Origin of the sequence: Paenibacillus odorifer (assembly GCF_000758725.1) — a bacterium.
In the GTDB taxonomy this organism is placed as follows: domain Bacteria; phylum Bacillota; class Bacilli; order Paenibacillales; family Paenibacillaceae; genus Paenibacillus_AQ; species Paenibacillus_AQ odorifer.
In genome coordinates this window covers 136614-158215 of the sequence record NZ_CP009428.1, presented here as the reverse complement: position 1 = coordinate 158215, position 21602 = coordinate 136614, and the positions used below count along the sequence as shown (strand labels likewise).

The window sequence follows — 21602 nt, the reverse complement described above, 5'->3', positions numbered from 1 at the left end:
CATGCAAAATTTATGTTAATCGCTTTTTGTACTAGCGATATCCTCAGCCATGCTCACTTACAAAAGATACGAATGTATAGATTTCACCGTACCGTACACCCTCTGCTTCAACCGTGTCCGTATCCAAACGCTTCACCGTTTCAAGCTCTTCTGGACCTGCAGCAAGTCTAGTAACGACTGCATGACCCTCTGACCGCAGGCGTGTTGCCTCTTCCAAGCCTTCTTTTCTGCGAATCGCATCATATTGGATCAAAATAGGCAGCTCTTCCTCTTCGACCACTCCAGTTACACCATCCAGGATGCGATTCGTTTTTAAGGAAAATCCTGTGGATGGGATCGGACGCCCAAACTGTTGCAGCAGATTGTCGTATCTACCACCGCTGCATACCGGAAATCCTAATTCCGCTGCATAACCTTCAAAAGTCATGCCTGTATAATAGGAAAAGTCCCCGATCATCGTCAGATCAATCAGTACATGCTGTGATACGCCGTAAGAGACCAGCACCTCCCACACCTTGCACAAATGATCAATCGAATGACGGGCGAGCGGATGATTGCTCAGCTCTAGCGCCTGTCCACAAATCTCCTTGCCTCCGCGCAGACGCAGCAGCCCATCCAGTTCGTTCTTCTGCGCTTCTGTAAGATCCAGCCGCCGTAAAGTCTCCCGGAAAGAAACATAGTCACGGCCCAGCAAATGACTTTTCAGCTCCTCTTGAGCCTCGGGTAATTCAGGAAGTGCCTCTTGAAATAACCCATTCAGAAAGCCTACATGCCCCATAGCGATCTTAAAAGACTTCACACCCGCGGCTTGCAGCGAAGAAATAGCAAGCGCCACTACCTCCGCATCGGCCTCTGGTGAATCATCACCTACCAGCTCTACACCTGTCTGGAAGAACTCCGCTTCCCGCCCCGCTTCTTCCTCAATAGCACGGAATACATTCGCGTGATATGACAGACGCAATGGCAGTGGCTCATCCTTCAATAGAGAGGCAACAACACGGGCAACCGGGGCAGTCATTTCTGATCGAAGCACCAAAGCCTGACCACGATTGTTAAGTAATTTATAGAGCTTCTGGTCGGACGTAGAGCTAGCCACGCCAACTGTATCGTAATATTCCAACGTTGGAGTCATCATTTGCTGATATCCCCAGCGACTCATGCAATGCAGTACATCGTTCTCAATTTTGCGCAATTTCGTTACGGCCCGGGGCAGATAGTCCCGAACGCCAGACGGCTTCTCAAATCCCTTTGGTTTGGACATCTTCATTGTTCACCTCGTCAGTTATCATTAGATACTGTTTATGTTTACTTTACTATGGTAAAGTGGTAGCAAATTAAAGTATTTTCAATATCGTATCATGTTCACTGCTTTTTCGTCAATCAAACCCTTAGTCGAGCGTTTGGCATTTTCTTTATTTTTGCCTCCCCGCTTATCGAATACTATAATGAGCTAATACGATTGTACTTCATAATTTTGTAATTGGTGTTCTAAAAATATACTTTCACCTAGAAAGAAGGGCTAACGCTTGACTAAATCCTATATGATTGGCGTTGATATTGGTACTACAAGTACAAAGGCAGTTCTCTTCGAGGAGAATGGAGCCATAGTTGCACAAGCGAATATGGGTTATCCCTTGCATCAACCCTCCCCTTCTATAGCGGAGCAGGACCCAGAGCAAATCCTAGGTGCAGTCTTTCATACCATCTCTAATGTCATGCGGCAAAGCGCCGTAACTCCAGATAAGATCCTATTCGTCTCTTTCAGTTCAGCCATGCACAGTGTCATTGCAATTGATCAGCTAGGTAAACCACTTACTGCCTGCATCACTTGGGCTGACAACCGTAGTGCCGGGTCTGCACTTCGCCTGAAGAACGAGTTTAACGGACATGAGTTGTATTTGCGCACAGGAACACCTATTCATCCTATGTCACCGATTACCAAGCTAATGTGGCTTCGGGATGAGCAGCCTGAGTTGTTCCAACAAGCCTATAAATTCATTTCTATAAAAGAATACATATTCGCTCGGCTGTTCGGCGAATACATCATCGATCATTCCATTGCCTCTTCTACAGGCATGCTCAACCTTAAACTTTTGGAGTGGGATAAAGAGGCCCTGGAGATAGCCCATATTTCACCAGATCAACTCTCACGGCTTGTTCCCACCACAGAGATCATGCAAGGCCTGCTTCCCGGTCTAGCAGAGGAGCTGTTACTGCTCCCGGCCACACCTTTTGTCGTAGGAGCCAGTGATGGCGTCTTGTCCAACCTTGGCGTAGGCGCGATTAAGCCCGGTGTAGTGGCCGCTACGATTGGAACAAGCGGAGCGATTCGTACCGTAGTCGATCACCCGCTTACCGACCCTAAAGGACGGACCTTCTGTTATAACTTAACCCCAAAACATTGGGTGATCGGAGGACCCGTTAATAACGGCGGTATGTTGTTCCGCTGGGTACGGGATGAGTTCGCTGCTTCTGAAGTCGAAACCGCCAAACGTCTTGGCATTGACCCTTACGAGGTTCTAACGCGCATCGCGGAACAAGTTCCGGCAGGTAGCGGTGGTCTTTTGTTCCATCCTTACTTAACTGGTGAACGGGCACCGCTGTGGAATCCTGATGCTCGTGGCTCCTTCTTCGGCCTTTCGATGAATCACCATAAGGAGCATATGATTCGCTCGGTACTAGAAGGCGTAATTTTCAATATGTATATGGTTCTGCTAGCTATGGAAGAGCAAATCGGGCGTCCTAGCAAAATTCTGGCTACAGGGGGCTTTGCCCGCTCCTCAGTATGGCGGCAGATGATGTCTGATATTTTTGATCAAGAGGTCATCATTCCGGAGAGTATCGAAAGCTCCTGCCTCGGAGCAGTAGTGCTTGGACTTTACGCAACGGGCCGCGTGGACTCCTTCGATGTTGTATTCGACATGATCGGCTCAACTTACCAGCATGATCCGATTGATGAACATACCAAAGTGTACAAGCAGCTGCTGCCGATTTATATTTCCGTCTACCGTAGTCTGGAAAGCCAGTATCAAGCTATTGCGGAGTTTCAGCGGGAACAAGCTGGAGAATAGAGCAAAAAATAAAAAGCGCCGGTCAACCCGCACATACGGGAGACCGACGCTTTTATATTACCTAGCAGTAAACTATGCGCTTTGGGAACCTGTTTTAGCTTTCTTTGGTGCGCCTGATCCGAAAATAATCCAAGACGCAGGCACATACCGGAAGACGAGAGCCACTGCCAGCCATGAGACCAGCAGCGCAACAAGCCATCCTCCTGCAATCGCTGCGATGTACGCAAGAGAACCCCCGTGAAACGGTAATTTTCTATAGAAATACAGCAACATAGGGTGTAATAGATAAATCCCGAAGGAGCATGCTCCCACGGATACCAAGAGTCTTGTCAGCAAGCTTCGACCCGCTCCATAGAGCAAGAAGGAGATTTGCAACAGCACCACACAAGAGAGTAGCGCATGTAGATTAGAGAAACCCTCATACCATAAGCTGTTGATGACAGTTTTTTTCGTGTAGTTGTTAAACCATAGCTCAACATGAACAACCCCTGATACAATCCATAACAACCACAACGTAATCCAAACCGGACCTTTACCGGCGCGCCAGCCTTCACGTGAAGGCACTAGCCATTTTTTCAAAGAAGAATAATACACCGCAATCCCAGCACCCAGCAGGAAATACGAGAAATAAGTAATCGCCAGACTCCCCTTGGATAACTGCCAATACCCGTGATTGGTCATGTATTTATTCAGCAGCACAAAACCCCACTGTAGTAATAACCCGATCAGCGGCGCCCAAGCCGCCAGATGACGAACCTTTTGCAAGCACCACAAAATAAGCGGAAATAACACGTAAAACTGAATAATGATAATAATATAATACAGATGCGTATATGCCGTTCCTGTCCATAAATACTTCCATAGCTTAGAAGCCATCTCCCCCGGAGGTAAGCCCCAAGTATTTCCGGCATTCATTTTTAACGCAAAATACAGCAGCGAAAACACTACATAAGGCACAATAATATAAAGCAGCCTTCTAGAGTAGAACTTTCCTAGCGTTTTGCCACCCAGCGGACGGTCAATATAGTTATAGAAGAGCACGAACCCACTCAAAAATATGAATGAAGGTACGGCGAACTGGCTGAATTTATTAATAAATAAGAACGGATGAAACATGTTTGTGCCTAGTGTCTCCGCCAACGTTCGTGAAGTAGCATGAATAGCCAGCACTGCAAAAATAGCAATCGCCCGAAAAATATCCAGCTGCGGAATTCTTTCTTTTTGTCTCATAATCTTTCCTCCTGTTAAGCTCCGCATCGAAGTGATGCCTTTTTAACCAAGTATTATGAAGGCTACCTCCCCACGTTTAAGCGTGTGCGTGTATGAGACCTTCTTTTAACGTTATTTCTCCTGCTGCACGAACCCCTTTGCCCGTTCCTCAGGGATATAACCTGACTTTTCCTGCGGACTGGACTCCAAAGAGCGAGGCACGCTTCCAAAAATAATCCATGAACCCGGAACTCGCCGGAAAGCAAACTGCACAATAAGCCAGCTCCCTCCCAGTGCGACCACAAGCCCTCCGTAGATGAACAAAACATATGTTAGCGACTCTAGGGGAATATGATATCTGAACCTGCGATATACCGCCAGCAATAGCGGATGAATCAAATATATCGCAAAGGAGAGTTCACCCAAACGAGTAAAAAAAGCAACAATCCCGCGAGGAGCCTTACGATAGATCAGAAATGTAGCATACAACAGAACCAATGCTGATAACATCGTATGGACATTCCATAATAGCTCGTACCACAACGAATCCGTCCACACCCCAAAATGGCGGGCCACATACCATAGCTGCACATGGATAAAGGCTGCAATTAACCACCCGCTCACTAACAGGGCAGTCCATCCTTTTTGCTTGGCAGTTAGCTGCCTCCATGGCTTCATCAGCCACGTCTTCACCTTCTCAAAGTGAATCGCGATATAAGCGCCCATCATATAATAAGCCAGATAAGAGATCGCCAAGCTCCCTTTTTCAACAATGTGCAGTTCGTATTTATTCCAGAAAATAAACCCCCACTGAAGTGCCAATCCGAGTGGAATCGCCCATTTTATTAAAAAGCGGGAACTCTGGAGTAGCTTAAGCAGTACTGGAAAAAGCAAATAAAACTGAATGCTGATAAATACAAAATACAAATGCGCATATGCGGAACCTGAGAATAACGCTCTAATAAAGCTGTACAGGTTGCCACCGAGGTTCTGGGTCAATCGTCCGTTCACATATAAGGTTAGTGCGTAATAGCCCATAGAGGCTAGCAGATAAGGCAATAAAATATACTTTAATCGACGACGGTAGAAATTAATAATCAAGCTGCGTGTCACAGGGCGCCCATAATAATTATAAAACAATACAAAGCTGCTCAGAAAAATAAATGAGGGCGTACCGAATTTAAAGAAAATGTTGATCCAGTTCAGCCAGTAATAATAAGGTGAATGCAGTGCCTGCTCTCCAGCGGCAAAAGATGAGGAATGCACATGCAATACGCCTAAGATCGCTAATGCTCTGAAGATATCCAGCTGGGGCAGCCTTTCCTGTCTCGCAGTGTTCATATTATATTCCTCTTCTCTACTATGATGGTTGTTCATAGAGACGCTAAGCGGAATGTGGAAACTGAAAATACCAGGAAGCCTGCACCTGCTGATTTTACATTCTGATATTTGAAGCTGAATGCCTAGCGTGGGATTCGCCTTATCACTAACGCTAATTATATCGAATGTATCTGTTCTAAAAACTTAAGAAGAACTTAAAGTTTCCTTAATAATCTTCTCTAAGACGCAAGAAACCCTGCAGAACCTGCGCTAAAAAAACGCAATATGTAACTGCAGGGTTAAAAAAGCATCGTTTACACTTGTTCCGCATGTTCTTCCGTTGAAGAGGGGCGCAGCTCTCGCAGTGGATTGCCCCCGACAAAAGAGCCAGCTGCCACATTTTTGTGCACCACGGAGCCAGCAGCTATAACTGCCCAATCTCCAATGGTTACACCGGGAAGAATCGTTGTATTCGCGCCGATCAATACATTTTCACCGATCACCACTTCGCCCAGGCGATATTCCTTGATCAGATACTCATGCGCTAGAATCGTCGTGTTATAACCAATAATAGAATTCTCACCTACCGTTATTTTCTCCGGAAAAAACACATCCACCATTGCCATAAGACCAAAAGCCGTGTGTTTACCAACTTTCATCCCCAGCATCCGTCGATAGATCCAATTCTTTAACGGTAGAATCGGACAATAGCGGGCAATCTGAATAAAAATAAAGTTGCGGACACCCTTCCAAGGGCTGACCGTACGGTAAATATACCAAAGTGAGTTATGACCTTCTACTGGATAACGGGTTACGTTTCTCACGATTCATTCGTTCCTCGCTCCATAATTTCTATAATATCCTTCATGTTATGGATGATAAAGTCCGGATCATACTTGCGGAGCGTATCCTCGCCCTTCAAAGACCAAGATACTCCAACAGCGTATACACCGGCAGCTTTGGCTGATTGAATATCAACCGCACTGTCACCTATCATTAAGGTTTTACGAGGATCAACGCCAAGGTTTTTGACCGCTGTCAGAACGGGCTCCGGATGTGGCTTTGGTTCAGTAACATCGTTCACAGTCACAATCGTATCCATGTACTTAAGCAAATCGAACCTTTCCAGAGTCTTGATCGTTGTTGGACGGATCTTAGTAGTTACAATCCCAAGTTTGATCCCACGACTCGAGAGCTCCTCAATGGTCTCCTTTACAAGCGGGAAGGACCGCACTAACTCATCATGATGCTCATTATTATAAGAACGATAGGACTTTTCTAACGTACCATTTACATCCTCTAGTCCAGAGAATACTCTCATCTGTTGCTGAAGGGTTGTTCCCATATGCGGAATTATCTCTTCTCTGGTCAGTGGAGCCAGACCATTGTCCTTCAGCGCGTACATAAATGAACTAATGATTAGCTCATTCGTATCGACAATCGTTCCATCCAGATCAAAAAGAACGCATTCTATCATAAGTTTTACTGCTCCTTCTTATCTCCATCCGCTGGCTGTCCTTGCTCAGGTTGTGTTCCTTGACGAGTTTTCTGCGGTGTATTTACTGCGCTTTCTGGCACTACAGTATCTGCTTGGATCAGTTTAGTACATACGATAGGGTCAGAATAATGTGCTTTAGGCTCTCCGGTTACTCTGCGAATAACGATTAATAATATAGCTGCCACAATAATCAGTAGAGAAAGCAGCTGAGAAATACGAATATTACCATAGGCAGGATCCAGATATCCTTGTTCAAAACCTAACCATTCCATCGGACTCCATAAGCCATTTATAAACGAAGCCAGTCCTGCACTTCCGTTAAAAGCTAAACTGTCAGTACGCACAGCCTCGATGAAGAACCGACCGATGGAATACCATATAAAGTAAGACATGAAGATTTCTCCAGCACGTACAAACTTCTGACGACGGAGAACCATCAATAACGCAATCCCTAGTAAGCTCCAAAGAGATTCATACAGGAAAGTCGGATGATGAAAAGCATCCCCTATGTACATTTGATTAACGATGAAGTCAGGTAAATGCAGTTTATCCCGTAAAAAAGATTCCTCAACTACGCTGCCGTATGCCTCTTGGTTGACAAAGTTTCCCCAGCGGCCAATCATTTGACCCGCCAGTAGTCCAGGTGCGCAAATATCAACAATACGCCAGAAAGGGTAACCCTTATAACGGAAATAAATAATTCCGCAAATAATCGCTCCTATTAATGCGCCGTAAATGGCGATGCCGCCATTCCAGATCTTAAAGACGTCTATCAGATTATGCTTATAATCGTCCCATTTAAAAGCTACAAAATAAATCCGTGCCCCTATAATTGCCGAGGGTACACCCAGTAGCAGCATATCCATAAAGAATTCTTGCGGGATTCCGAACCGTTTGCCCTCGCGGATCGCAAGAAATAATCCCGCGAGTGCACCGACCCCTAGTATTAACCCGTACCAGTGTACAGGCAGTGATCCAATTGAGAATACAATAGGATCTATTGCTAATGGGAACATTGTCTCACACTCCTAATCGAGATCGTCCATATCCTCAGATATGGTCGCAGTTAACTTATTCGTAAACTGCAGGGCTGCATTAAAGCCCATTTGCTTCAGGCGATAGTTCATCGCAGCAACCTCAATAATAACGGCAAGGTTACGTCCTGGACGTACAGGAATGGTTACAAGTGGAACATCGGTATCAATAATCCGCGTCGTTTCCTCATCAAGTCCAAGCCGGTCATACTGCTTGTCTTGCTGCCAAGCCTCTAATCTAACGACAAGTGTAATCCGTTTATGATTACGGATAGCACCCGCACCAAAAAGTGTCATTACGTTAATGATACCTACTCCGCGAATTTCCAACAAGTGACGGATCAACTCAGGGGCTGTACCATGCAGCTGGTTATCTGAAGTCTGGCGGATTTCCACGGCATCATCAGCGATCAGTCTATGTCCACGTTTTACAAGTTCAAGGGCTGTCTCACTCTTACCAATACCACTACTACCAGTAATCAGCATACCTACACCATATACATCACAGAGTACACCATGAATCGTTGCTGTAGGGGCTAATCTCCCTTCTAAGAAGCTCGTCAAACGGCTGGAGAAAATAGTCGTAGCCATCGAGCTACGAAGCACAGGAAGTCCCTTTTCATTACTTATATCAATTAACTCCTGTGGTACATCCAAACTACGGGTAATTACGATACAAGGGGTATTGTCATTACAGATTCCACGAAGCCTACTTTTACGTTCAGCTTCAGGCAGCATGGAGAAGAATGCGAGTTCTGTCTTACCTAATAGTTGAACACGTTCTTCCGGATAATATTCGAAATAACCAGCAATCTCTAGTCCAGGGCGATTCAGGTCATCTACCGTAATAGGTCGCTTTAGACCTTCCTGGCCGGAAATAACCTCTAATTGAAAATGTTGTACCAATTCAGATACTTTTACTTTCTTAGCCATGTAAATTCGTCCTTTCGTCACCTGCGGTATATGTCCGCTTACTGCGTCCGGTTGACAGCGATCTCATTACAATTCCGGAGGTAATTCTCCTGCTATCTTAATTGATAACGCTTGTGAATGCAATCTTAACGCCTATCCATTACGACCCTAATTAAACAATAAAGCCACCCTTTCGGGTGGCTTTATCAAGAGAGAAAAGATCCTGCGATCTTATCCCAACAGAATGTTAACTTCGGATTCTTTATCGAAGAAGTGAACTTTGTTCATATCGATAGCCAATTTTGGCTTGCTGCCTTCGCGAGTAGTGGAACGTCCATCTACACGAGCGATTACAGTAGATTTACCAAGGCCGCTCAAGTAAAGGAGCATTTCGTGACCAAGGTTTTCAGTTACATCAACCAATGAAGTAAAGATTGTGTTCGGGGAAGCTTCCAAGAATACTGGCTCTTCATGGATATCTTCTGGACGAACGCCCATAATTACTTCTTTGCCAATGTAGCCTTTGCTGCGGATGATTTGAGCTTTTCCGCCTGGTACTTCAACATCAAGGTTCTCAGCACGGAAACGGACAGAACCGTTTGCTTCGGACAAAGTACCATTGATAAAGTTCATTGTAGGGGATCCGATAAATCCAGCTACGAACAGGTTAGTTGGTTCATTGTACAACTCTTCAGGGGAAGCTGCTTGTTGAATGATACCATCATACATAACTACGATACGGTCACCCATTGTCATAGCTTCTGTTTGGTCATGCGTTACGTAGATACAAGTGGTTTCAAGGCGTTTAACCAGTTTAGTGATTTCAGCGCGCATTTGACCACGAAGTTTAGCATCCAAGTTGGAAAGAGGCTCATCCATCAAGAAGACTTGTGGATCACGTACGATAGCGCGTCCCAAAGCTACACGTTGGCGTTGACCACCGGAAAGTGCTTTTGGTTTACGATCTAGCAAATGCTCGATATCGAGAATTCTAGCAGCTTCACGTACTTTCTTGTCGATTTCATCTTTCTTCACTTTACGAAGTTTCAAACCGAAAGCCATGTTTTGGTATACGCTCATATGCGGATACAGGGCGTAGGATTGGAATACCATCGCGATATCGCGGTCTTTAGGTGCAACGTCGTTGACTACACGATCGCCAATGTACATTTTACCTTCGGAGATTTCTTCCAGACCAGCGATCATACGCAAAGTTGTGGATTTACCGCAACCGGATGGTCCAACCAATACTAGAAATTCCTTATCTTTAATATCAAGATTGATATCCATTACTGTTGCTTTATCTGAACCCGGGTATTTTTTGAAAATATGCTCTAAACGTACGCCTGCCATTGTATTTCCCCCTCGAGTTAATTATTGATTAATTGAAAAATTCTTTTTTCCTTGTACATTTATATTACCCTAGACGGGACACGGTGGCTATTTGTAACGTTCACAAAAAACCTATTTCCTTTTCGTCACTTTATACAAAAGCATAGTAAGCTTCACAATAGCAGCGTCCCCAAAGCTACGCACATCCGCGCCAGTCTCCTGTTTGATCTTGTCCAGACGGTATAAAAGCGTGTTGCGATGAATATATAGCTTCTTGGCTGTTTCACTTACATTACAATCCATCTCAAAAAACGTCTCCAGGGTCATCAGCATCTCTTTATCCGATAATACGGAGGAATAGTCGCCAATCTGTCCAAGTAACTGTTTACGCCGTGCATCAGGAATGCTGTTAACCAAACGTTCCAGATGCAGCTCCCAAGGTAAATGAATATATTCACCCACTTGGAAAATACGTCCGAGTACAATAGTCTCCCTCAGCAAGGCCACGGATCCCGTCAATCCCTTAACAGGAACAATAGCCGGAGCTACAGCCAAATGGAATACACCTACCCATTCGCTGGCTATCAGTTCGTGTAAGCCCATGCTGGTCTGAGCCAGAATTTCATCTACACTCTCTTCTTCCTCATCCTTATCATCTCCGCCCGTGAGTAGTTCCTTCCGGGCCAATATTAACCATTCTTTTTCTTGAAGAGGTATAAGCAGAATTTCATTCTCAAAATAGCTGCGCAACAGCTTCATTAAGGAACGATAAGTGATCTGCGGGCTATGTGCATTCTCACTGCTAAGTAGGAATGGAACCATATCTCCGAATAAACGTCCCTTTAGAGCCATCTCATCGGGTATCTCAGAGTCATTTTTCTCTTGCTCCAGTTCGGTGTTCAACCAGGTACCCAGCTGCCGAGCCTCCGCTTCCCCTTCTTCTCTAACCCCAGTAGCTTTTAGTGCAATTGCAAAGTTTCGAACCGCATAATTCACTAATTGAATTTCCAAAGAGTTAAGTCCATCCAATTCCACCCAGACAGCGGTTACACGTCCATCAGTCTCATATAATGGTGCCCAAAGATGACCCTCATGGATTACCGGCTGTTCCTGTGCTTCCAATCCCATGCTAAAAAGAGAAGCTGAATGTTGCCTACCTAACTGCTTGATTCCGGTTTTCTTTCCGGTGAGCTGCTCTAACTTTTTCCGCAATGTTTCGCTATCCATAGTCACCATACTCCACCACTTTTGCTCTTTTCGCCTATTTTAGCATATTCTCTAATATTATGTTAATCACTACAGCAGCGCACTACTATAATACGACATAAAAACACAAAAAAAGCCACCACCCTAAGGTGATGACTTTCTGTTTGGGATGAGCCATGAAGGACTCGAACCTTCGACACCCTGATTAAAAGTCAGGTGCTCTACCAACTGAGCTAATGGCTCATAAATGGTGGGGGATGATGGATTCGAACCACCGAACACGTACGTGAGCAGATTTACAGTCTGATGCGTTTGGCCACTTCGCTAATCCCCCAAAAAAGGTGGCTCGGGACGGAATCGAACCGCCGACACGAGGATTTTCAGTCCTCTGCTCTACCGACTGAGCTACCGAGCCATAAGATTACATGACAATTAAGCGGAAAAGTCTTACACTTCCCACTCATTTTGTGGAAAAAATGGCGGAACCGACGGGATTCGAACCCGCGGTCTCCTGCGTGACAGGCAGGCATGTTAGGCCAACTACACCACGGTTCCGCATTAATTAAAAATGGTGCCGGCGAGAGGACTTGAACCCCCAACCTACTGATTACAAGTCAGTTGCTCTACCAGTTGAGCTACACCGGCACGGTGTAAAAGCAATTCTAAAAAGATGAAAATGGTGGAGGCTGAGGGGATCGAACCCCCGACCCTCTGCTTGTAAGGCAGATGCTCTCCCAGCTGAGCTAAGCCTCCAGGTATTATGGTAGCGGCGAAGGGGATCGAACCCCCGACCTCACGGGTATGAACCGTACGCTCTAGCCAGCTGAGCTACACCGCCACAATAATTAGTATTGCTATGGATTGAAAATGGCGGAGAGAGTGGGATTCGAACCCACGCACCGCTTACGCAGTCTAACCCCTTAGCAGAGGGTCCCCTTATAGCCACTTGGGTATCTCTCCAAACGATATCAGTACCACAGCAATCCAAACAGGAATTTGACTCCCTGAAAACTGAATCCGAAACGAATCTGCATTCTAAGTATAGGATAAGCCCTCGACCGATTAGTATTGGTCAGCTCCATGCATTGCTGCACTTCCACCTCCAACCTATCTACCTCGTCGTCTTCAAGGGGTCTTACTAATTGGGAAATCTCATCTTGAGGGGGGCTTCACGCTTAGATGCTTTCAGCGCTTATCCCGTCCGTACGTAGCTACCCAGCCATGCTCCTGGCGGAACAACTGGTGCACCAGCGGTACGTCCATCCCGGTCCTCTCGTACTAAGGACAGCTCCTCTCAAATTTCCTGCGCCCACGACAGATAGGGACCGAACTGTCTCACGACGTTCTGAACCCAGCTCGCGTACCGCTTTAATGGGCGAACAGCCCAACCCTTGGGACCTACTTCAGCCCCAGGATGCGATGAGCCGACATCGAGGTGCCAAACCTCCCCGTCGATGTGGACTCTTGGGGGAGATAAGCCTGTTATCCCCAGGGTAGCTTTTATCCGTTGAGCGATGGCCCTTCCATGCGGTACCACCGGATCACTAAGTCCGACTTTCGTCCCTGCTCGACTTGTAGGTCTCGCAGTCAAGCTCCCTTATGCCTTTGCACTCTGCGAATGATTTCCAACCATTCTGAGGGAACCTTGGAACGCCTCCGTTACTCTTTAGGAGGCGACCGCCCCAGTCAAACTGCCCGCCTGACACGGTCCCCGTACCCGATTAGGGTACTAGGTTAGAACCTAGATACGATCAGGGTGGTATCCCAACGGCGCCTCCACCGAAGCTTGCGCTCCGATTTCTACGGCTCCCACCTATCCTGTACAGATCGTACCCAAATTCAATATCAAGCTGCAGTAAAGCTCCATGGGGTCTTTCCGTCTTGTCGCGGGTAACCTGCATCTTCACAGGTATTAAAATTTCACCGGATCTCTCGTTGAGACAGCGCCCAAGTCGTTACGCCATTCGTGCGGGTCAGAATTTACCTGACAAGGAATTTCGCTACCTTAGGACCGTTATAGTTACGGCCGCCGTTTACTGGGGCTTCGGTTCATAGCTTCGGGTTACCCCTAACCACTCCCCTTAACCTTCCAGCACCGGGCAGGCGTCAGCCCGTATACTTCGCCTTGCGGCTTCGCACAGACCTGTGTTTTTGCTAAACAGTCGCTTGGGCCTTTTCACTGCGGCCCCCTCGTGCTATTCACACTACCGGGGCACCCCTTCTCCCGAAGTTACGGGGTCATTTTGCCGAGTTCCTTAACGAGAGTTCTTCCGCGCGCCTTAGAATTCTCTTCTCGCCTACCTGTGTCGGTTTGCGGTACGGGCACCTTCTCCTGGCTAGAGGCTTTTCTTGGCAGTGTGAGATCATGACCTTCGCTACTATAATTTTCGCTCCCCATCACAGCCCAGCCTTAACGATGTGCGGATTTGCCTACACATCAGCCTCACTGCTTAGACGGACATCCATCAGTCCGCGTCACTACCCTCCTGCGTCACCCCATCGCTCATAGCGGATTACGGTGGTACAGTAATTTCAAACTGTTGTCCTTCGACTACGCCTTTCGGCCTCGCCTTAGGTCCCGACTTACCCTGAGCGGACGAGCCTTCCTCAGGAAACCTTGGGCTTTCGGCGGATCAGATTCTCACTGATCTTTTCGTTACTCATACCGGCATTCTCACTTGTGTAGTGTCCAGCGCTCTTTTCAGTACACCTTCAACCCCTACACAACGCTCCCCTACCCCAGATACATACGTATCTAGCCATAGCTTCGGTGGTGTGTTTAGCCCCGTTACATTTTCGGCGCAGAGTCACTCGACCAGTGAGCTATTACGCACTCTTTCAATGATGGCTGCTTCTAAGCCAACATCCTGGTTGTCTGTGCAACTCCACATCCTTTCCCACTTAACACACACTTGGGGACCTTAGCTGATGGTCTGGGCTGTTTCCCTTTTGACAATGGATCTTAGCACTCACTGTCTGACTCCCGGCAATAAGTATATGGCATTCGGAGTTTGACTGAGCTTGGTAATCCTTGCGGACCCCGCACCCAATCAGTGCTCTACCTCCACTACTCTTATACCGAGGCTAGCCCTAAAGCTATTTCGGGGAGAACCAGCTATCTCCGAGTTCGATTGGAATTTCTCCGCTACCCCCACCTCATCCCCGCACTTTTCAACGTACGTGGGTTCGGGCCTCCAGTGCGTGTTACCGCACCTTCACCCTGGACAGGGGTAGATCACACGGTTTCGGGTCTACGTCCACATACTAAATCGCCCTATTCAGACTCGCTTTCGCTGCGGCTCCACCTTCTCGGCTTAACCTTGCATGTTAAACGTAACTCGCCGGTTCATTCTACAAAAGGCACGCCATCACCCATAGATCGGGCTCTGACTTTTTGTAAGCACACGGTTTCAGGTTCTATTTCACTCCCCTTCCGGGGTGCTTTTCACCTTTCCCTCACGGTACTGTTTCACTATCGGTCGCCAGGTAGTATTTAGCCTTAGCAGATGGTCCTGCTGGATTCATACGGGGTTTCACGTGCCCCGCACTACTCGGGATCCGTCTCGGAGAGAATACAGTTTAGGTTACAGGGCTTTTACCTCTATCGCGGGCCTTTCCAGACCTCTTCACCTACCACATTCCTTTGTAACTCCATGTGAGACGTCCCACAACCCCAAGAGGCAAGCCCCTTGGTTTAGGCTGTTCCGCGTTCGCTCGCCGCTACTGACGGAATCACTATTGTTTTCTCTTCCTCAGGGTACTTAGATGTTTCAGTTCCCCTGGTCTGCCTCTACACACCCTATGTATTCAGGTATGAGTAACTGCGAATTACCACAGCTGGGTTTCCCCATTCGGACACCCCCGGATCAAAGCTTGCTTACAGCTCCCCGAGGCAGTTTCGTTGTTCGCCACGTCCTTCGTCGGCTCCTGGCGCCTAGGCATCCTCCGTGTGCTCTTATTAGCTTAACCTTGATTTTTCCGTAGGAAAATATCGAACGATATCTTCTTTGAAAAATCTCACTAATAACATTTACTTGTTTGCACAAGTTGCTAAAAGATGTTCTAAAACGCAAATTCGTTTCGGTATCCAGTTTTCAAGGATCAAGTTAAAAAAGTTATTCATTTAAAAATTTATGGTGGAGCCAAGCGGGATCGAACCGCTGACCTCCTGCTTGCAAGGCAGGCGCTCTCCCAGCTGAGCTATGGCCCCATAAAATTACTCTATAATGTTATATGGTGGGCCTTGGTGGACTCGAACCACCGACCTCACCCTTATCAGAGGTGCGCTCTAACCAACTGAGCTAAAAGCCCATATAACATATATAACATTGTGAATCAACCAATGAATTGGTTGTCCGCTTGGCAACGTCCTACTCTCCCAGGACCCTTCGGTCCAAGTACCATCGGCGCTGGAGGGCTTAACGGTCGTGTTCGGGATGGGTACGTGTGGAACCCCTCCGCTATCGCCACCAAACGCATGTGAAAGAGACTTGCTCTTTCAAAACTGAACACGAGTGAGTGTTCGAACCCGAAGGTTCTATTATGGAAGTTAAACTTCCGATTTGAATGTCCTCATTGCAGAGAACGATTCTCCATAGAAAGGAGGTGATCCAGCCGCACCTTCCGATACGGCTACCTTGTTACGACTTCACCCCAATCATCTACCCCACCTTCGGCGGCTGGCTCCCTTGCGGGTTACCCCACCGACTTCGGGTGTTGTAAACTCTCGTGGTGTGACGGGCGGTGTGTACAAGACCCGGGAACGTATTCACCGCGGCATGCTGATCCGCGATTACTAGCAATTCCGACTTCATGCAGGCGAGTTGCAGCCTGCAATCCGAACTGAGACCGGCTTTGATGGGATTGGCTCCACCTCGCGGCTTCGCTTCCCGTTGTACCGGCCATTGTAGTACGTGTGTAGCCCAGGTCATAAGGGGCATGATGATTTGACGTCATCCCCACCTTCCTCCGGTTTGTCACCGGCAGTCACTCTAGAGTGCCCAGCATTACCTGCTGGCAACTAAAGTTAAGGGTTGCGCTCGTTGCGGGACTTAACCCAACATCTCACGACACGAGCTGACGACAACCATGCACCACCTGTCTCCTCTGTCCCGAAGGCCGCTGCTATCTCTAGCAGATTCAGAGGGATGTCAAGACCTGGTAAGGTTCTTCGCGTTGCTTCGAATTAAACCACATACTCCACTGCTTGTGCGGGTCCCCGTCAATTCCTTTGAGTTTCAGTCTTGCGACCGTACTCCCCAGGCGGAGTGCTTACTGTGTTAACTTCGGCACCAAGGGTATCGAAACCCCTAACACCTAGCACTCATCGTTTACGGCGTGGACTACCAGGGTATCTAATCCTGTTTGCTCCCCACGCTTTCGCGCCTCAGCGTCAGTTACAGCCCAGAAAGTCGCCTTCGCCACTGGTGTTCCTCCACATATCTACGCATTTCACCGCTACACGTGGAATTCCACTTTCCTCTTCTGTACTCAAGCCACCCAGTTTCCAGTGCGACCTCAGGTTGAGCCCAAGGTTTAAACACCAGACTTAAATAGCCGCCTGCGCGCGCTTTACGCCCAATAATTCCGGACAACGCTTGCCCCCTACGTATTACCGCGGCTGCTGGCACGTAGTTAGCCGGGGCTTTCTTCTCAGGTACCGTCACTCCGGTAGCAGTTACTCTACCGGACGTTCTTCCCTGGCAACAGAGCTTTACGATCCGAAAACCTTCATCACTCACGCGGCGTTGCTCCGTCAGGCTTTCGCCCATTGCGGAAGATTCCCTACTGCTGCCTCCCGTAGGAGTCTGGGCCGTGTCTCAGTCCCAGTGTGGCCGTTCACCCTCTCAGGTCGGCTACGCATCGTCGCCTTGGTGGGCCGTTACCCCACCAACTAGCTAATGCGCCGCAGGCCCATCCCTCAGTGACAGATTGCTCCGTCTTTCATTCTTCTCTCAGGAGAAAAAAGAAATTATCCGGTATTAGCTACCGTTTCCGGTAGTTATCCCAGTCTGAAGGGCAGGTTGCCTACGTGTTACTCACCCGTCCGCCGCTAAGTTACTTTGAAAGCAAGCTTTCAAAGTAACTCCGCTCGACTTGCATGTATTAGGCACGCCGCCAGCGTTCGTCCTGAGCCAGGATCAAACTCTCCAATTAGTATTGAAAAGAGCGATATGCTCATTTTGAAACATCTGACGAGAAAATTAATTCTCTAATTTGGATTTCACTTGCGTGATTTCCCACTCACTCGTTGTTCAGTTTTCAAAGATCAATGTCTCATCTTTCGTCGTCGTTGCTTGTCAGCAGCGACCTTTATAATATATCACAGCGCCTTTGTTTTCGTCAAGCATTTTTTTAATTTCTTTTTTTGCTTGACCGTTTCAGCAAGTTGTTAATCAACAGCTTGTCCAAACGGGCGAGACTTAATGTATCATATTTTTCAAAGCCACGTCAAGCATTAAAATAAAATTATTCTTAATCCGAGCAACATAACCACGCCAGGAAGCCCAAGAACCGTTACTGCGCCTATAGTTGCAGGGTTCAAAGGGATATACACCTGCGTGAGCAAACCTGAGAAGTTCACTACATATATCCCGAGTGCAGCCAATACCAAATGAACCCCAAATAAACTTAGCCACCCAAAACCCAGCTTTTTTCTAAATACAACTAAACCTAATAAGATAACAGATAATATCAATACGCCCATAGCTATCATTCTAAGCATGTAGATCCCCCTTATACATTTATTTATAAGCCCTTATATTTGACTACTGTTCAACCCCAAGCTTTTTGCATGTTTGAGATGTATCTGATATTTACGTTCTGCAGCCTCCAGAATATATATCGCGTAATCTATCTGATCCTGTCCCAATGCCTCGTCGAACATCAGATACGCCCTCTCCCACTCTGAATGCGCCTTACGGACCTCTAAGAGGGTTTCCCATCCCTCACTTTCCTTTTTGCCTTGTTCCTTATCCACTCCCCGCCACAGCTCTCTCCACCATCCCATTTCAATTCCTCCTCAGAATAATTTTGATGCAAAATACACATCTCGTTATTCTCATTCATATCGGGATAGGGACAAACTTAGAACAAAAAAAAGGAAACCCGAGGGCTTCCTTTTTGAAAAATACCACTATAGAGCTGCTAGAATAGCTCGCGACGACCTTCCAACGCTTTGGACAAGGTAACTTCATCAGCGTATTCAAGATCGCCACCTACAGGCAAGCCATGAGCTATCCTGGTGATTTTAATCTCAAACGGCCGAACAAGACGAGAAATGTACATCGCCGTTGCTTCTCCCTCGATGTTGGGGTTGGTCGCCATAATAAGCTCGCTTACTCTCTCATCACTCAGACGGGTCAATAATTCTTTCAAGCGAATATCATCAGGGCCGATACCTTCCATAGGTGAAATTGCGCCCTGAAGAACATGGTAATATCCATTAAACTCCTTGGTTCGTTCTATAGCCACCAAATCCTTAGAGTCTTGTATCACACATATCACTGAAGGATCTCTAGTTTTGTCCTGACATATCTTACAAGGGTCCGTATCCGTAATATTACAGCAGACCGAGCAATAGTGAAGATTGCGTTTGACGCTTACTAGCGCTTTTGCAAAATCAATGACTTCATCCTCTTTCATGTTAAGCACATGAAAAGCTAACCGGGCGGCTGTCTTCGGTCCAATCCCGGGCAAACGCGTAAAAGCATCGATCAGCTTAGCTAGCGGTTCGGGATAATACAAATTAATAATTCTCCTTTAGACTGAAGTGGAGTGGGCTATTAGAACAAGCCTGGGATCTTCATTCCACCAGTGAATTTACCCATGTCATTGTTAGCAAGCTCTTCAGCTTGAGTCAATGCATCATTTACAGCAGTGATTACAAGATCTTGCAGCATTTCAACATCTTCCGGATCAACGGCTTCCGGTTTAATTTGAATAGACAGCAATTTTTTGTGGCCGTTTACTTGGACAGTAACTACGCCGCCACCTGATGAACCCTCAATAACCTTGCCTCCGAGTTCCTCTTGAGCTTTGAGCATTTGCTCCTGCATTTTCTTAACTTGCTTCATCATTTGGTTCATATTATTCATACTTCGTCTCTCCTTTGGAATGCGCAATTAGCGCTAGTATGTTTATATTACTCTTTTATGACAACAAGGTCTTCTCCAAAAAGCTGGATAGCCTCATCAATCCAAGGTTCAGGTTTAGCTTCTGCAGTATCGTGTTCATGCTCCAGCTGCAGTTCTTCTTTGCCAGTCTGTCCCACAGACTTCTGGGCAGCTTCATTCCAGTCACGAAGCATCATGGTTACAAGTCTATAAGGTTTGCCTAGACGCGCTGCAAGCACACTCTCAATAACCTGTCTGTTTGCCGGCTTCTCAGTAGTATCGCGGTGAATCGTGTTCTTGAATGCAACAAGCACCGCATCCTCCATAATCGATACTGGCTCACCGTCTACAAACCATGCATGAACCGTTACCTTTTCCTCTTTTACTCCCTGCAGGACAAGGCTCCACTGTTTATAGATTGCTGCAAAATCGGGACTATCTTTACCAGCAATAAACTTATCTACGTTAGGAGGCATTTTTGAGGCTGAAGAAACCCGCGGTGTTGGAACCGCATGCGATTTCGGTGCAGGAGCACCATCACGCCCTCCTCCGGAAATACCACCGGATTGCATAGCCTGTTCCAGCTTCTTCTCCAGTGCTGCGATCTGTCTTTTGAGAAGATCCAGTTCACCAGAGTCAACGCTCGAATTATTCGCGCCTACTCCGGCATTTGTTTCACCTAACGGAGCAAATGCGGCGCTCTGACTTACCTCTTGCTGCAAGCTGCAAAGCTTCATCAGCGCCACTTCAAACAGTGTCTGAGGATGTGTTGCGTATTTCATTTCACCTAGGTATTTATTGATTGTATCTACAATCTGAAATAGACGCTCCCGAGAAAATGCGGTGGCCATATCTTTAAATTCAGCAGGATTCAGCACCCGCTCTGTTAATTGATCGGCCTCGGGTACCATCTTAATCATCAATAAATCTCGGAAATAATACATGAGATTCTCTAGGCATTTATCTGCACTTTTACCTTCATGCATAAGCTGCTCAACGAGCTCCAGAAGAAGACCCATATCACCTTCCAATATGGCAGTGGCAAGACGTGCAAATTGCTCGGAGGGAATTCCTCCTGTCATTCCTAACACTTGTTCGTACGTAACATTACCATCTGTAAAGGATGAAATCTGATCCAGCAAGCTCAATGCATCACGCATACCGCCATCAGATAGACGGGCAATATACTGCAATGCGTTGTTATCCGCTGTAATCCCTTCCTTCTCACAAATAGCAGTCAGATGGGCGGTCTGTTCTTCTAACGCCACTCTACGGAAGTCAAAACGCTGACAACGGGAAATTATTGTCGCTGGCAATTTGTGAGGTTCCGTTGTCGCAAGAATAAACATCGCATGTGACGGAGGTTCCTCCAACGTCTTTAATAGAGCATTAAAAGCTTCTGTAGTCAGCATATGCACTTCATCAATGATATACACTTTACGGCGTACCTCGGTAGGTGCATACTTCACCTTTTCACGCAGATCACGGATCTCCTCTACGCCCCGGTTTGATGCCGCATCTATTTCCTGCACATCCATTACATTACCCGCAGCGATTCGCAGGCAGGATGGACATTCGTTACAAGGTTCCGGACCTGGCCCACGTTCACAGTTAACCGCTTTAGCTAAGACTTTAGCAGCACTTGTCTTACCAGTTCCCCGCGGACCGCTGAACAGATAGGCATGCGAAACCCGCTGTTCACGAATTGCGTTCTGCAGCGTTTGGATAATGTGCTGTTGTCCAACCATGTCTTGAAACGACTGCGGCCGCCAAGCACGGTACAGCGCGATATGTTCCACTATGCATTACCCTCTCTTAAGCTGCCGCTTTCCCGGCATTTGTCGCAAATTTATTATACTATATTCATCGGCTATTGACCAAAAACAAAAAGCATCTTTGCTTGTGG

15 protein-coding genes, 10 tRNA genes and 3 rRNA genes are annotated in these 21602 nt (G+C 46.9%); 1 reads left to right on the top strand and 27 read right to left on the bottom strand.

Annotated elements, in window-relative coordinates:
* Positions 1–43: 43 nt before the first annotated feature.
* Entirely contained in the window at positions 44–1261 is a 1218-nt protein-coding gene (locus PODO_RS00765) for an ATP phosphoribosyltransferase regulatory subunit (RefSeq protein WP_036687060.1), read from the bottom strand.
* Between the two features lie 280 nt (positions 1262–1541).
* On the opposite strand from PODO_RS00765, the gene gntK reads away from it, so the two are divergent.
* A complete protein-coding gene (gntK, locus tag PODO_RS00760; protein WP_038573985.1) occupies positions 1542–3071 on the top strand; it encodes a gluconokinase in 1530 nt (509 codons plus the stop codon).
* A 72-nt stretch (positions 3072–3143) separates the two neighbouring features.
* On the opposite strand, the gene PODO_RS00755 is transcribed toward gntK, so the two are convergent.
* The 26 genes from PODO_RS00755 to dnaX form a co-directional block, all read right to left on the bottom strand.
* Positions 3144–4301: an acyltransferase gene (locus PODO_RS00755; RefSeq protein ID WP_038568098.1), complete on the bottom strand. Its 1158-nt coding sequence runs from the start codon at positions 4299–4301 to the stop codon at positions 3144–3146.
* Between the two features lie 111 nt (positions 4302–4412).
* Complete coding sequence (locus PODO_RS00750; protein ID WP_038568095.1) at positions 4413–5621, bottom strand: acyltransferase; 1209 nt, start codon at positions 5619–5621, stop codon at positions 4413–4415.
* A 293-nt stretch (positions 5622–5914) separates the two neighbouring features.
* On the bottom strand, positions 5915–6424 hold the full coding sequence (locus PODO_RS00745; RefSeq protein WP_170914218.1) for an acyltransferase: 510 nt from the start codon (positions 6422–6424) through the stop codon (positions 5915–5917).
* Positions 6421–7077: a pyrophosphatase PpaX gene (ppaX, locus tag PODO_RS00740; protein WP_038568092.1), complete on the bottom strand. Its 657-nt coding sequence runs from the start codon at positions 7075–7077 to the stop codon at positions 6421–6423. Before ppaX ends, PODO_RS00745 begins: the two co-directional genes overlap by 4 nt.
* 5 nt (positions 7078–7082) lie before the next feature.
* Positions 7083–8114, bottom strand: coding sequence for a prolipoprotein diacylglyceryl transferase (lgt, locus tag PODO_RS00735; protein WP_038568089.1), 1032 nt, complete (start codon positions 8112–8114; stop codon positions 7083–7085).
* Positions 8115–8126: 12 nt separating this feature from the next.
* Entirely contained in the window at positions 8127–9065 is a 939-nt protein-coding gene (gene hprK / locus PODO_RS00730) for an HPr(Ser) kinase/phosphatase (RefSeq protein WP_036687047.1), read from the bottom strand.
* A gap of 210 nt (positions 9066–9275) precedes the next feature.
* The gene (locus PODO_RS00725) at positions 9276–10397 is read right to left on the bottom strand and encodes an ABC transporter ATP-binding protein (protein ID WP_036687044.1); all 1122 of its coding nucleotides are present in this window, start codon (positions 10395–10397) and stop codon (positions 9276–9278) included.
* A 111-nt stretch (positions 10398–10508) separates the two neighbouring features.
* Complete coding sequence (locus tag PODO_RS00720; RefSeq protein WP_038568087.1) at positions 10509–11603, bottom strand: PucR family transcriptional regulator; 1095 nt, start codon at positions 11601–11603, stop codon at positions 10509–10511.
* Positions 11604–11752: 149 nt separating this feature from the next.
* Positions 11753–11825, bottom strand: a tRNA-Lys gene (locus PODO_RS00715).
* A 5-nt stretch (positions 11826–11830) separates the two neighbouring features.
* Positions 11831–11916: transfer RNA gene (locus tag PODO_RS00710), tRNA-Tyr, on the bottom strand.
* An 8-nt stretch (positions 11917–11924) separates the two neighbouring features.
* Positions 11925–11997 (bottom strand) — tRNA-Phe (locus PODO_RS00705).
* A gap of 62 nt (positions 11998–12059) precedes the next feature.
* Positions 12060–12137: transfer RNA gene (locus tag PODO_RS00700), tRNA-Asp, on the bottom strand.
* Between the two features lie 14 nt (positions 12138–12151).
* Positions 12152–12227 (bottom strand) — tRNA-Thr (locus PODO_RS00695).
* 32 nt (positions 12228–12259) lie between these two features.
* A tRNA-Val gene (locus tag PODO_RS00690) sits at positions 12260–12335 on the bottom strand.
* A gap of 8 nt (positions 12336–12343) precedes the next feature.
* A tRNA-Met gene (locus PODO_RS00685) sits at positions 12344–12420 on the bottom strand.
* A 30-nt stretch (positions 12421–12450) separates the two neighbouring features.
* Positions 12451–12542 (bottom strand) — tRNA-Ser (locus PODO_RS00680).
* 82 nt (positions 12543–12624) lie between these two features.
* Positions 12625–15551: ribosomal RNA gene (locus tag PODO_RS00675) — 23S ribosomal RNA — on the bottom strand.
* 165 nt (positions 15552–15716) lie between these two features.
* Positions 15717–15792: transfer RNA gene (locus PODO_RS00670), tRNA-Ala, on the bottom strand.
* Between the two features lie 24 nt (positions 15793–15816).
* Positions 15817–15893, bottom strand: a tRNA-Ile gene (locus PODO_RS00665).
* A gap of 46 nt (positions 15894–15939) precedes the next feature.
* Positions 15940–16056, bottom strand: a 5S ribosomal RNA gene (gene rrf / locus PODO_RS00660).
* A 124-nt stretch (positions 16057–16180) separates the two neighbouring features.
* Positions 16181–17738 (bottom strand): 16S ribosomal RNA (locus PODO_RS00655).
* The 16S, 23S and 5S rRNA genes sit together here with 10 tRNA genes alongside, the layout of an rRNA operon.
* 301 nt (positions 17739–18039) lie before the next feature.
* Entirely contained in the window at positions 18040–18297 is a 258-nt protein-coding gene (locus PODO_RS00650; protein ID WP_370510561.1) for a pro-sigmaK processing inhibitor BofA family protein, read from the bottom strand.
* 42 nt (positions 18298–18339) lie between these two features.
* Entirely contained in the window at positions 18340–18591 is a 252-nt protein-coding gene (locus tag PODO_RS00645; RefSeq protein ID WP_036679920.1) for a DUF2508 family protein, read from the bottom strand.
* A gap of 137 nt (positions 18592–18728) precedes the next feature.
* Positions 18729–19328 (bottom strand): recombination mediator RecR, encoded by a 600-nt coding sequence (gene recR, locus PODO_RS00640; RefSeq protein WP_036679922.1) that lies wholly within the window; start codon positions 19326–19328, stop codon positions 18729–18731.
* Positions 19329–19366: 38 nt separating this feature from the next.
* Complete coding sequence (locus PODO_RS00635) at positions 19367–19678, bottom strand: YbaB/EbfC family nucleoid-associated protein (protein WP_036679924.1); 312 nt, start codon at positions 19676–19678, stop codon at positions 19367–19369.
* Positions 19679–19725: 47 nt separating this feature from the next.
* Positions 19726–21495 (bottom strand): DNA polymerase III subunit gamma/tau, encoded by a 1770-nt coding sequence (dnaX, locus tag PODO_RS00630; RefSeq protein ID WP_036679925.1) that lies wholly within the window; start codon positions 21493–21495, stop codon positions 19726–19728.
* Positions 21496–21602: the final 107 nt, after the last annotated feature.

What these genes read in the sequence shown, in the direction of transcription:
- PODO_RS00765 (WP_036687060.1), bottom strand. Translation starts at nt 1,261, where the DNA reads ATGTCCAAACCAAAGGGATTTGAGAAGCCGTCTGGCGTTCGGGACTAT.
- gntK (WP_038573985.1), top strand. Translation starts at nt 1,542, where the DNA reads ATGATTGGCGTTGATATTGGTACTACAAGTACAAAGGCAGTTCTCTTC.
- PODO_RS00755 (WP_038568098.1), bottom strand. Translation starts at nt 4,301, where the DNA reads ATGAGACAAAAAGAAAGAATTCCGCAGCTGGATATTTTTCGGGCGATT.
- PODO_RS00750 (WP_038568095.1), bottom strand. Translation starts at nt 5,621, where the DNA reads ATGAACACTGCGAGACAGGAAAGGCTGCCCCAGCTGGATATCTTCAGA.
- ppaX (WP_038568092.1), bottom strand. Translation starts at nt 7,077, where the DNA reads ATGATAGAATGCGTTCTTTTTGATCTGGATGGAACGATTGTCGATACG.
- lgt (WP_038568089.1), bottom strand. Translation starts at nt 8,114, where the DNA reads ATGTTCCCATTAGCAATAGATCCTATTGTATTCTCAATTGGATCACTG.
- hprK (WP_036687047.1), bottom strand. Translation starts at nt 9,065, where the DNA reads ATGGCTAAGAAAGTAAAAGTATCTGAATTGGTACAACATTTTCAATTA.
- PODO_RS00725 (WP_036687044.1), bottom strand. Translation starts at nt 10,397, where the DNA reads ATGGCAGGCGTACGTTTAGAGCATATTTTCAAAAAATACCCGGGTTCA.
- PODO_RS00720 (WP_038568087.1), bottom strand. Translation starts at nt 11,603, where the DNA reads ATGGATAGCGAAACATTGCGGAAAAAGTTAGAGCAGCTCACCGGAAAG.
- PODO_RS00650 (WP_370510561.1), bottom strand. Translation starts at nt 18,297, where the DNA reads ATGATAGCTATGGGCGTATTGATATTATCTGTTATCTTATTAGGTTTA.
- PODO_RS00645 (WP_036679920.1), bottom strand. Translation starts at nt 18,591, where the DNA reads ATGGGATGGTGGAGAGAGCTGTGGCGGGGAGTGGATAAGGAACAAGGC.
- PODO_RS00635 (WP_036679924.1), bottom strand. Translation starts at nt 19,678, where the DNA reads ATGAATAATATGAACCAAATGATGAAGCAAGTTAAGAAAATGCAGGAG.